Here is an 11,787-nt window from a genome sequence, read left to right as displayed (position 1 = left end):
GGGTATGAGGAGCGGGGGTTTCCCGGTCATCTGAATTGTTCCGACAACATGTCGAATGCCTTGGCCCCGTATGGCGTCGCACGGCGTGCGGCCTGGCCGGCCATCAATTTCTTTTGGAACACATGGATCGATCCGGCGACCCATCACATCCAGACCGAAGAATCCCATTCTCGTCCTGGGGACTATGTCGCGATGCGCGCGATCGAGGATCTGGTCTGTGTCTCGACCGCCTGCCCGGATGACATTGATCCGATTAATGGTTGGAATCCGACAGATGTGCATGTGCGCATCTATCGCCCCGAAACACCGATCCGCCGCGCGGTGGCCTATCGCGAAAAGGAAGATGCCCCGATGTCGATCAGTCAGGAATCCGCGTTTCACGACCGGCTCGCTCCGCTGACCCAGCATTTCGCGCCGGCACGCGATCTGTGGGCGCCGGTCAGCTATCCCGCCCATGGCACGCTGGGAGAATATTGGGCCTGCCGTCAGGCGGTGACGGTTCAGGATATGAGCGGGCTGCGCAAATTCGACATTATCGGCCCGGATGCCGAGGCGTTGTTGCAGCTGGCGACCACGCGAAACGTGGCCAAGTTGCCGGTGTGGCGTGGGTCTTACACTTTGATGTGTGACGAAAGCGGGGCCGTCATTGATGACGGTACGTTATTCCGCCTTGCGCCCGAGATTTTTCGCTGGTGCTGTGGCTCGGAAGAAAGCGGGCGCGTGTTGCAGACGCTGGCGGATGAACACGGATTGCAAGTGCGCGTGCATGCATTGCGCGGTGCGATGCCGAACCTGGCAATCCAGGGTCCGAAATCGCGCGACCTGTTGCGCAAGATCGCCTTTACGCAACCTCATGTGCCCGGGCTGGATCACCTGAAATGGTTTGGCGTCACCGTCGCCCGTCTGCGCGATCGCGAGGGCGCACCGTTCATGCTGTCGCGCTCAGGCTATACCGGAGAACTGGGGTATGAGGTCTTCTGCTCCAAATCCGATGCAGTCGCAATCTGGGACGCGGTGATGGAAGCGGGTGAGGAATTCGGGATCACGCCAATGGGTTCGGCCGCGCTGGACGTTATCCGGATCGAGGCCGGTCTGGCCGCCGCCAACGCCGAATTCGCGCCGGGTGTCGATGCGTTCGAAGCGGGGTTGGGTTTTGCCGTCGACCTGACCAAATCCGACTTTACCGGCAAGGCTGCGCTGGAACGCAATGCGCGCGAACCGCGCCGGGTACTCAAGGGGCTTCTGATTGGCTGCGATGATGTACCCGCCCACGGGGCCCCTGTCTTTGCAGGTGAGCGGCAGGTGGGTGTGGTCACTTCGGCCACCCGCTCACCGATGTTGGAACACGCCATCGCGATGGCGCGGCTGTCGGTCGAACACGCAGAAAATGGCACCGAACTTGAGGTCGGACAGCTTGATGGGCGGATGAAGCGCCTGTGTGTCACCGTCTCGGACATTCCATTCATAGACCCGCAACGCAAGCGGGCGCGCGCTTGATGGCGCATGCAACTCAACGCAACGGGAGAAGACATATGAGGAAACTAACATTCACGGCAACCTTGACCATGATCTTGGGCGCAACAACGGCAATGGCGCAGGAGAAGGTCATGGTGGGTGAACCCAGCTGGCCCGGTGCCAAAATCATGAGCCGGGTAATCGGTCAGGTCATCGAAACCCGTTTGGGCGGCGAAGTCGGATATGCTCCTGGAGCCAACGCGGTGATCTTTGCCGCCATGGATGGCGGGCGCGGCGATATCGACGTACACCCGGACGTCTGGTTGCCGAACCAGTCTTCGTTCACAGATGAGTACGTTGATCAGAAGGGCACGGTTGGACTGTCTTCGGGCAGCTACGAAGGCCGCGCCGGGATTTGCGTGCCGAACTACATGGTCGAAGATCACAACATCAAATCCATCTACGATCTGGCCACCCCAATGGCGCAGGAGCTGTTCGATTCAGACGGTGACGGGCTGGGCGAGGTCTGGGTCGGCGCGTCCGGCTGGGCGTCGACCAACACGTTCAAGGTGCGGGTACGGGACTACGGCATCGAAACCTTCCTGACACCCACCACCGAAGACGAAACCGTGTTTTATTCGCGTCTTAAGGATCAGATCGACCAGCAGAAAGGGGCCGCGTTTTACTGCTATGCGCCGCACTATGTGCATGCCCTCTATGACGTAACCATTCTGGAAGAGCCCGAGCATGACGCGGCCACCTATAAGATGGTGCAGCCGGATCAGGATGCCGACTGGTACAACAAATCCCATGTCAGCACCGGCGAGCCGGTTAAAACCGTGACCGTGGCGCATTCCAAGTCTTTGGAACAGCGCAATCCGGCGGCTGCCTCTTTTCTGGCCAATATCGACATGGACGCAGCCCAGCTTAGCGGATTGACCTACGAGGTCGTGGTCAAGGGCCGCGAGATTGACGAGGTCGTGGCCGAATGGATCGCCGGGAATGGTGATACCGTCGATGGTTGGCTTGGTCTGAAAACAAACTAAAGCCGTCGCGCCCCCGGTGTTTCGGGGGCGCCCTGTAACACTCTCAACAGCGGTGGGGTCAGTATGACAGCGGATATCGCAATTGACGCAAAAGGCGTGTGGAAAGTATTCGGCGCGCGTTCGCAGGAGGCTTTGAAAGCCATCCACAGCGAAGGGCTGAGCAAGGCCGAAGTGCTGGACCGCTTCAACTGCGTTGTTGGCGTGGCCGATGCCAGTTTCGAAATTGAGCGTGGGGAGCTGTTCTGTGTCATGGGCCTGTCTGGTTCCGGCAAATCGACCCTCGTGCGCCATGTAAACCGACTGCTCGAGCCAACGGACGGTCATATCTATCTGGATGGCGATGACGTGATGGGCCTGAATGACGAAGGATTGCGCGATTTACGCAACCGGCGTGTTGCCATGGTGTTCCAAAACTTCGGCCTGATGCCGCACCGCACCGTGCGTGACAACGTGGCGATGCCGTTAGAAATACGTGGCACCGGCAAAGCCCGCCGCTGGGAAGAGGCGGACCGGGTGTTGGAGCTGGTCGAACTGAACGGATGGGAAGACAAATACGCCCATGAGCTTTCGGGTGGCATGCAGCAGCGCGTGGGCCTTGCCCGCGCCATTGCAGCCGATCCGGAAATCCTGTTGATGGATGAGCCATTCTCGGCCCTCGATCCGCTGATCCGCAAGCAGTTGCAAGATCAGTTCATGGACCTCAGCCACAAGCTGAATAAAACGACGATGTTTATCACCCACGATCTGGACGAGGCCATTCGCATCGGCCACCGCATCGCGATTATGAAAGACGGGCGTATCGTGCAGATTGGTACGCCGGAAGAGATTATCCTCAACCCCGCCGACGACTATGTTGCCGATTTCGTTGCCGGTATATCCAAGCTCAACATGATCTTCGCCCATTCGGTGATGAAACCGGTGGACGAATTCGAGGCCCATCATGGCGAGGTGCCGGAGGATGCAAAGGAAGCGCATCCCGAGATGGATTTGTCCGATCTGATGAACCTTTGCGTCGACGGCCACGGTGTCGTCGCGGTCACGCAGGATGGCAACACGGTCGGGGTGATCAACCGCGCGGGTCTGATCCGCGCCATTCAGGACAGCCAGGCATAAGGGGACCGATATGAAACATGTTGATGTGCAACAGATCCAACCGGAAACCGCTGATCGGCTGAACGGGCTGATCGCCGATTTCGTGGGGCAGGGGCAGGAATACTACCAAAAAACCTTTGCCTATATGATGCAGGCGCCCGGTTATCGGTTCACGCTGAACAAGGCCGCAGCAATCCTGGGGCCGATCTGGTTTGGCGCGCGTGGGTTGTGGTCGTGGTTTCTGGGCTTTCTGGTGCTGGAAACACTGGCCTATATCCAGATCGGGCTGGGGCTGTTCGGTGACCTTGGTCGCGAGTTCCGTGAACGCGCAGCCCAGATCGAACAGACGCTGGAACTGCGCCGCCAACAGATTGCCGCTGCCGAACAATCTGGCTCCGCCACGTTGGAGTCGTTGAAACGTGCGGCGGAATCGCTTGAGGGCGCGTTGGTCGGGGCCCAAGAGGCCGCGCGCAGTGCGGATTCCACCGGTGTCGCTTATCTGATGGTTGGAATTGTGCTGTTGCTGGCGGTTAAGTTTCTGGCAGCGTCGCTGGCCAACTGGACGCTTGAGGGTCAGTTTGCGCGCTGGCGCTCGGACACAAGTGTCGCAAATGGCTGGTCGACCCCCCGGATGGTTGTGGCCGCGGCATTGACGGGCATTGTCGTTGTGCTGTCGATGATCAAATTTGCGCAGCCTGACGCTTTGGCGGTGCTGAAGACCTTCCCGACCAATCGCGACTGGCGGCTGAATGTGGGCGACGGGGTGCAGGCGGTTTTTGAATGGACCAAGACTGCCGGGCGCGGCTTCTTTGACGGCCTGACCTATGGCATGCGCACCCTGCTGGACTGGATTGAGGTGGTGCTTGTTGATACGCCCTGGCCGGTGGTGGCTCTGGTGATCATCATGCTGGCCTACCTGTCCGCCGGTGCGCGCGTGGCAATCTTTACCGGCGCGGCGCTGGCCTATCTTGGGCTTTTGGATTTCTGGGAAAAGGCGATGACCACGATTGCCTTGCTGGGTGCAGCGGCGTTGATTTCGATCACGCTGGGCATCCCGCTGGGTATTTATTGCGCCCGCCGCCCACGTGCCTTTGCCATCGTGCGGCCCATTCTGGATTTCATGCAGTCGATGCCATCCTTTGTCTACCTGATTCCCGTGGTGGCTTTCATCGGGTCAGGCAAACCAGCAGGCGTCGTGGCCACGATGATTTTCGGTAGTCCCCCGGTGATCCGCTTCACCGTTCTGGGTTTGCAGCAGGTGCCGGAAACGGTGCGCGAGGCTGCGCTCGCCTTTGGGGCCACGCCGCGGTACCTGCTGTGGCGAGTGGATCTGCCGCTGGCTCATAAGACCATCATGGCAGGCGTCAATCAGACCATTCTGATGTCGCTGGCTATGGTGGTTGTTGCCTCACTGATTGGCGCCAAGGGTCTGGGTGAGGACGTGCTGGAAGCGTTACAGTATGCGGCGGCAGGACAGGGTATTCTGGCCGGGCTGGCAATCCTGTTCTGTGCGCTGATCCTGGATCGGATCGTGGCCGGTAAGAAGTAGAGATCTACCGCGATTCAAAGCTGTCTGGCCGGGGGCTGCCCCCGGCCAACGCATCCCGGTTACGACCAGCGTTCGATCAGGCGAATGGCCCAGACCAGCACGATGCCATAGATCACATGCCCGACTAGCGCGACCCATGTGATACCGGTGAAATTCAAGAAGAACGGCAAACCGGCGATGGTCGTGATACCGCCAATGGCAAATACCCAAAGCCCAAAACCGTAGACTGCTGATCCCACAAAGATGTGGCGGCCTTTGAACAGGGTCGTCCAAACCGGGTTGAAGACGTAGAGCCAGCCAATCGGATAACCGATCAGGCCAACCAGATAGAAGTGAACGAAATACCCGGCGAAATCGCCATTGGGCAGGCCCAGTGTTCCGAGCAGGCTGCGCGCAAGCCCGTGCGGAGACAAACTGGCAAACCCCAATGACGGGCTGATCAGCTGCCCCCACAGGTCAAACGCATTGGACGCGAAGAAACCTGAAATGAACATCATACCCAAAAGCGGGATGTTGAATCGTGGGAACAGACCCGTCGAAGAATGCGCAGTTTCTGACATCGCCATGGGATGACCTTTCATGCCGGTTGCGTTGCTTTGTGCCTTTAAAATTGTGAACCGGCGGCTGAATTCAACGAATTGAAAGAGCTTTCACGCACAGGTGACAAAGCGAAGAATTTTGAAACAAACCTGTGGGGATGGCCAGCTATCCGCGGCGTGCGGCTCGCATCAGCAGCGGGATTTCAAAACGTCCACGACCGCATCAAAGGCCTGTACATCCTGTTCGGCGCGGGCGGTCAAAAGCGCCCCCTCAAGTACGGCCAGGGTGGCGCGGGCCTCGGCCGCTGGATTTGTCACGCCTGTGATTGACTTGTCATGCAGGCCCAGTTCAAAGATCGCTTCGATCTGCTTGATCACCATGGTGCGGAAGGCTTTGATCTTTTCAATCACCTCGTCTGAAAGGCTTTCAAGGCTGCTGATCAGCGAAACGCACAGGCACAGGGTTTTGCCATCGTTGAGTGCATTTCGGTACAGCCCGATCAAGGCCAGCAATCGTTGCGACGCGGTGTCATGGGCGACCTCGGCTTTGCGGCATTCGGCCTCAAAGGTCGAGTGGTAGCGATCCATCAAAGCGGCCGACAGGGCGGCCTTGGTGGGAAAGTGATAATGGATCGAAGCCTTGCGAATACCCACCGCATCAGCCAGATCGGCATAGCTGAACCCATCGAACCCGCGCGCGCGGGCGGCATGTTCGGCAACATCCAGCAAGGCGGTTTTGGTATCGGTCGCCATCTGTGTTCAATCCCTTTCCGAGCTATTCAAAGGCAGCGGTTTTCCCCCTGCCTTTGACACCCTCAAAGCAGTACCGGCCCGGCCCCTAAAATGCCAGAGGGATCGCGTTTCACGTGCTAGACCGCCGGAGCCTTGGCAAAAGGCAAATGCCCGGTTTTCATCCAGACTTTTGCGCCATGGGAACCCGCGGTGGCTGAAAGGGCCTGGCCTTCGGGCAGGCGCAACCAGCCATCTTTGGTCAGGTCATCACCGCCGGTGGTGATGGACCCGTCAATGACCAAAAGTTCGATGCCGCCAGCGGCGTCAGAGTTGAGAACCGCGCCCGGATCAAGATGACTGTAGGTGACGATCTCACGGTCATCCTTGTGCAGCGTGGCGGTTGACACGCCATTTACCGGGGCGGCCAGTTCATCCGCCATGGTCTTGCGGAACTGGGTGCGGTCGTCCAGATCGAACTGCCATAGCTTGACGAAGATAGTGCAACCGGGTTCCGATCCGGGCGTATGCGCCGAGGTTGGAGGATTGCGCACATAAGTTCCTGCGGGGAAGTCACCGTGTTCGTCCTGAAATACACCATCGAGTACGATGAACTCTTCACCGCCAGTGTGAGTATGAGCCGAAAACTTGCTGCCCGGCGCGTACCGCACGATGGTGGTGGCGCGGGCGACTTCGCCGCCGATCCGGTCCAGCATGCGCCGATCCACACCTTTCATGGGTGAGGCCTGCCACTCAAGTTGATCAGAGTGAACGACGACGCGGGACGAGAAATCCGAGTTGAGTTCCATTGATAGTATTCCTTTCGACTTCAGTGGCAGGGGCTGGTTCAGGCCGCGATGGACGGGCGCGCCGCCATTTTTGCACGCCATGCCTTTAGATGGGTCAGGTTTTCCGGGATGTCGACCTTGGCGAAGTCGGCAAAGGCCAATCCGGCGAAGGCCGTGATGTCTGCCACCGAGAAAGTGTCGCCAGCAAGATATTCATTCTCGGCCAGAACTGAATCCAGATAAGCCATGGTTTGCCCGGCCACCTCTTTCTGTTTCAAGCCCCATTCAGCACATTGATAGGTTTCAAGATCCGGTCCAAGGCCGGGGGTGGCGTGGTGGAAATATGTGCCGACCGCGTTCAGCAGACCGTTTTCCGCCCGCAGGTTCATCATCGAGATTTGTGCGCGTTCCTTGGCTGTTTCCCCAGTCAACGATGGGCCGTCGAATGTCGCATCAATATATTCGGTGATCGCGTTGCACTGCGCGATATGTGTGCCATCGGGCAGTTCCAGGCAGGGAACTGCGGCGTCAGGGTTTTTAGCTTTGAATTCAGGGGTGCGGTGCTCACCGCCCATCACGTCCACCGGAATGAACTCAACTTTGTCAGATGCGCCCTTTTCAGCCAAGGCGATGCGGATGCGGGCTGGGTTTGGAAACCCTTCGATATCATGGATTTTCATAGGTGCGATTCCTTTGGAAGTATTATCAATGAGAACCTACCTATCAGAAGGTAGATAATTTTGCAACCATGATTCAGCCCCCACATCTTGCGGTTAGAAATATTCGAAGGCGTTGAGGCTCTAAGCCCCGCGTAACTGTTTCACAAGAAAGTCGATTAACGCTCGAATCCGAGCGGTCAGGTGGCGGTTTTGCGGATAGGCTGCGTAGAGTCCCAGCGATATTGCCTCTTGTGCTTCAAACAGCAATTGCAGACGGCCCGTGTCCAAAAAGGGCTGTGCCGTGTACAAGGGAATCCGGCCAATCCCCAGCCCGTCCGCTGCCATATGCGCCACAGCACGAGGGGAATTTGCGCGAAAGTTTCCGGATACAGAAACTATGTATTCGCCGTCCGATCCCTTGAAAGCCCAATTGTCGATCATGTTGCCGGTGGTCTGTAGTAGACAGTTGTGGGTGGATAAGGCGGCGGGCTCTTGCGGCGTCCCATGTTGCGCCAGATATTCGGGCGACACACAGCAGACAATACGCATGTCCGTCAGCTTGCGCGCCACAAGGTTGGAATCCTTCAGTGCGCCAAAGCGAATGGCAAGGTCATACCCTTCTTCGACCATCGAGACGTGATGGTCAGACAGGTGCAATTCGATCGTGACTTTCGGATGTTCGGTTTGGAACGGTTTCAGCAGATGTATCAGTTCGGCCGAGCCAAACCCGGTTGGCGCGGTGATCCGTATACGCCCCGCCAATTCGGTCTGGCGTTTCTGGACCAGCCCTTCCAATTCATCAAACTGGTCCAGCAGTGAAAGGCAACGCTCGTAATAGGACCGTCCGGTATCGGTCAGGGTGACGCTGCGGGTGGTGCGGTTGAACAATTGCGCGTTCAGGCGGTCCTCAAGCTGACCGACATATTTGCTGGCCAGCTTGGTGCTGATGCCGATCTGTTTTGCGCCTTCGGTAAACGAAGAATGCGCCGCTACCGCCGCAAAGGTGCGCATGCCTTGGATCGTGTCCATTGTCTACACTGTGTTCATAGTAATTCTCTGAATGCGTATATTATCGCCTCTGATAAAGCAATCTAAGTTTGGCGCGTAGATGCTGACCCTCAGCCGAACCCCTTCAATCAGAGAAAGAGCTTTCAAATGTCCAACGCAATCCGAATTCACAGTTTCCCCTTGTCCGGCCATGCCCATCGTGCCGTCCTGTTTGCCAGCATTGCCGGTATTAATCATGACGTCATCGATGTGGACCTGGCTGGTGGTGAGCATAAGCGCGAGCCGTTTTTGGCGATGAACCCCGCGGGGCAGGTACCGGTGCTTGAAGATGGTGACGTGGTCGTCACTGACAGCAACGCCATTCTGGTCTATCTGGCGCGCAAATATGCACCGTCCTATCTGCCTGCGGACCCAGTGCATGAGGCCGAAGTGCAGAAGTTTCTGACCCTCGCAGCTGGTGAGATCGCCTTTGGCCCTGCCGCTGCGCGTTTGATCAATGTTTTCAATGCGCCCTTGAACAAGGACTTTACCCACGCCACCGCGGCAAAGGTTCTTGCCAAGCTGGATGCGCATCTTGAAGGCCGCGAGTGGCTGGTTGGGGATGCCCCAACAATCGCGGATGTCGCCATCTACAGCTACACCGCGCATGCGCCTGAAGGTGACGTTTCGCTTGAACCTTACGCAAACGTGCGCCGCCTTCTGGCCAATGTCGAGGCGCTGGACGGCTTTGTCCCGATGCCTTGCACCGCGGTTGGTCTGAACGCGGCCTGATCCACCCCTTGGCCAGCTGCGCATTTGTGGCTGGTCAACCCGTCCCTGACATATGAGGTCTGCCATGAACGCCCCGACCGCATCAGATACATCGCCTTTCCACGCAGGTGAACGGGATATGCAATCCCGCATCGGCAAACGGGAAAAGATGGAGGCTGTTGGCCGGAACTACATCCGCCCCTACATGCCCGATCAGCATCGAGAGTTCTTTGGCAAGCTGCCTTTTCTTGTAGTGGGCAGCGTTGATCTTGATGGTTGGCCCTGGGCGTCGATGATCTCGGGGCGGCCGGGGTTTATCCATTCACCGCATGACCGTCGGCTTGATATTAATGTTCAGCCTCTGCCAGACGACCCGGTGCGAACGGCGCTGAAGCCTGGCGCGCCCATCGGTGTCGTCGGGGTCGAACTTTCCACGCGGCGCCGCAACCGTATGAATGCCACCGTTGGGCGGATCGAAAATGGCGGTTTCTCTCTGGATGTGGTGCAGTCTTTCGGGAATTGTCCGCAGTACATCCAGGCCCATGATGTTACCTTTGTCCGCGAGCCGGACGCCAACGTCGCCCGCTCTGTCGATCGGCTACTTGAGCTGGACCCAAGAGCCCGGGACATGATCGCGACGGCCAATTCGTTTTATGTCGCCAGCCACGCCAACACCCCCGACCATACGGGCGTTGACGTTTCACATCGGGGCGGGCGGTCGGGGTTTGTGCGGGTTGAGGGCAACAGCCTGTTGGTTCCTGATTTTGCAGGCAATAATTTCTTCAACACGCTGGGCAACTTCCTCGTAAATCCGAGGGCGGGCCTAGTATTTCCGGATTATCAGACCGGCGATGTGCTGATGCTGACTGGGACGGTTGAGGTGCTGTCAGAAGACCATCCCGATATCGCGGGCTTCCATGGTGCAAGCCGGGGTTGGTGGTTTCATCTGGATCACGGCCTACGCCTTCATGACGCGTTGCCTTTCCGAGCTGAATTTCTGGAGTTTTCGCCCAACAGTCTGATGGCGGATGACTGGCAAACTGCCGAGGCCCGGCAAGAAGCCGAAGCACTGCGCCGTCAGTGGCGAACCCTGCGGGTGGCTGCTGTACAGGATGAAAGCGACGTGATCCGTTCCTTCACCTTCGAGGCCACGGATGACCTGCCTCTGTTGCCGTTTGAAGCAGGTCAGTTTCTGACACTTCGCACTAGCCCCGATGGCACGGCGCCGGTAACGCGGACCTACACGGTATCCTCAGCACCCGGCGATGCCGGGTATCGGATTTCCGTCAAGCGCGAACTGGGTGGCGTTGTATCTAACCATTTGCACGAAACACTGTCGGTCGGTGATCTGGTCGAGGTCAAAGCCCCGAAAGGTCAGTTCTTTCTGGATGCGTCTGAAACAAGGCCTGCTGTGCTGTTTGCGGGCGGGGTCGGTATCACACCGATGATGTCGATGACCCGCCACGTGATGCACGAAGGCGCGCGAACCCGCCACACGCGCAACCTGACCATTTTTCACGCCGCGCAAACCGTGGGACAGCGGGCTTTTCACAGTGACCTGCAACAGGCTGCGGCCGAGGGCGGCGGAAAGATCCGTTATGTCTCGGTTGTTTCACAGCCCGAAGAAGGCACCCGCGTGGGGGTGGATTTTGACGCCAAAGGCTACATCACGCCCGAACTGATCCAAGATACGCTGCCTCTGGATGACTACGACTTCTTTCTTTGTGGCCCTGCCCCTTTCATGCAAGCGATCTATGACATGCTGCGCGGTCTCGGCGTGCGGGATGACCGTATTTATGCCGAAGCCTTTGGCCCTGCCGCATTGGCGCGGCGCGTCGACGAGAACGCCGTCGCGTTCCAGCCCGAGCCTGAGGCTGAAGCAGCCAGTGTGGAATTCAAAGCCAGCAATCAAAAGGTGCAATGGGCGCAAGGCGACCCGACCTTACTGGAGGTGGCCGAGGCGCAGGGATTGACACCAACCTTTTCCTGCCGTTCAGGATCATGCGGCAGCTGTCTAACCCGCAAGATTGCCGGTCAAGTTGCCTATCGCACCGAACCATCAGCTGAACATTCAGAAGACGAGGTGCTGATCTGTTGTGCCGTGCCCGCCAAGGGGTCGGACACGGTTGTGCTGGATATCTGAGGTGAAAGGTTTTCGGGACATTGTCGTAA

11 protein-coding genes are annotated in these 11,787 nt (G+C 58.1%); 6 read left to right on the top strand and 5 right to left on the bottom strand.

Going from position 1 to position 11,787, the window contains the following annotated elements:
- From ACR0M2_RS16330 to ACR0M2_RS16315, 4 genes are all read left to right on the top strand, one after another.
- The coding region (locus ACR0M2_RS16330; RefSeq protein WP_480706063.1) for a glycine cleavage T C-terminal barrel domain-containing protein at positions 1–1,497 on the top strand (1,497 nt) is incomplete at its 5' end.
- Between the two features lie 35 nt (positions 1,498–1,532).
- On the top strand, positions 1,533–2,501 hold the full coding sequence (locus ACR0M2_RS16325) for an ABC transporter substrate-binding protein (RefSeq protein ID WP_170349966.1): 969 nt from the start codon (positions 1,533–1,535) through the stop codon (positions 2,499–2,501).
- Positions 2,502–2,564: 63 nt separating this feature from the next.
- On the top strand, positions 2,565–3,614 hold the full coding sequence (locus tag ACR0M2_RS16320; RefSeq protein WP_170349965.1) for a quaternary amine ABC transporter ATP-binding protein: 1,050 nt from the start codon (positions 2,565–2,567) through the stop codon (positions 3,612–3,614).
- A gap of 10 nt (positions 3,615–3,624) precedes the next feature.
- Positions 3,625–5,142, top strand: a complete 1,518-nt coding sequence (locus ACR0M2_RS16315; protein WP_170349964.1) for an ABC transporter permease — start codon at positions 3,625–3,627, stop codon at positions 5,140–5,142.
- Positions 5,143–5,201: 59 nt separating this feature from the next.
- Here ACR0M2_RS16315 and ACR0M2_RS16310 read toward each other — a convergent pair whose 3' ends face one another.
- The 5 genes from ACR0M2_RS16310 to ACR0M2_RS16290 all read right to left on the bottom strand — a co-directional run bounded on the left by ACR0M2_RS16310 (position 5,202) and on the right by ACR0M2_RS16290 (position 8,886).
- Entirely contained in the window at positions 5,202–5,708 is a 507-nt protein-coding gene (locus ACR0M2_RS16310) for a hypothetical protein (protein WP_254438764.1), read from the bottom strand.
- 162 nt (positions 5,709–5,870) lie between these two features.
- On the bottom strand, positions 5,871–6,434 hold the full coding sequence (locus ACR0M2_RS16305) for a TetR/AcrR family transcriptional regulator (protein WP_480706060.1): 564 nt from the start codon (positions 6,432–6,434) through the stop codon (positions 5,871–5,873).
- 116 nt (positions 6,435–6,550) lie between these two features.
- Positions 6,551–7,219: a cupin domain-containing protein gene (locus tag ACR0M2_RS16300; RefSeq protein WP_170376984.1), complete on the bottom strand. Its 669-nt coding sequence runs from the start codon at positions 7,217–7,219 to the stop codon at positions 6,551–6,553.
- A gap of 38 nt (positions 7,220–7,257) precedes the next feature.
- Positions 7,258–7,878 carry a glutathione S-transferase family protein gene (locus tag ACR0M2_RS16295; RefSeq protein ID WP_480706058.1) on the bottom strand — a complete coding sequence of 207 codons (621 nt, stop codon included), beginning with the start codon at positions 7,876–7,878 and terminating at the stop codon, positions 7,258–7,260.
- Between the two features lie 120 nt (positions 7,879–7,998).
- Positions 7,999–8,886 (bottom strand): LysR family transcriptional regulator, encoded by an 888-nt coding sequence (locus ACR0M2_RS16290; RefSeq protein WP_480706056.1) that lies wholly within the window; start codon positions 8,884–8,886, stop codon positions 7,999–8,001.
- 126 nt (positions 8,887–9,012) lie between these two features.
- Between ACR0M2_RS16290 and ACR0M2_RS16285 the strand changes: the two genes are divergently transcribed.
- On the top strand, positions 9,013–9,636 hold the full coding sequence (locus tag ACR0M2_RS16285) for a glutathione S-transferase family protein (protein WP_480706054.1): 624 nt from the start codon (positions 9,013–9,015) through the stop codon (positions 9,634–9,636).
- A gap of 64 nt (positions 9,637–9,700) precedes the next feature.
- Complete coding sequence (locus tag ACR0M2_RS16280; RefSeq protein ID WP_480706052.1) at positions 9,701–11,758, top strand: FAD-binding oxidoreductase; 2,058 nt, start codon at positions 9,701–9,703, stop codon at positions 11,756–11,758.
- Positions 11,759–11,787 lie beyond the last annotated feature (29 nt).

Source organism: Ruegeria sp. BE10, assembly GCF_056538905.1.
Note: the sequence above shows the minus strand (reverse complement) of the source record. Positions and strands in the feature narration are given on the sequence as shown.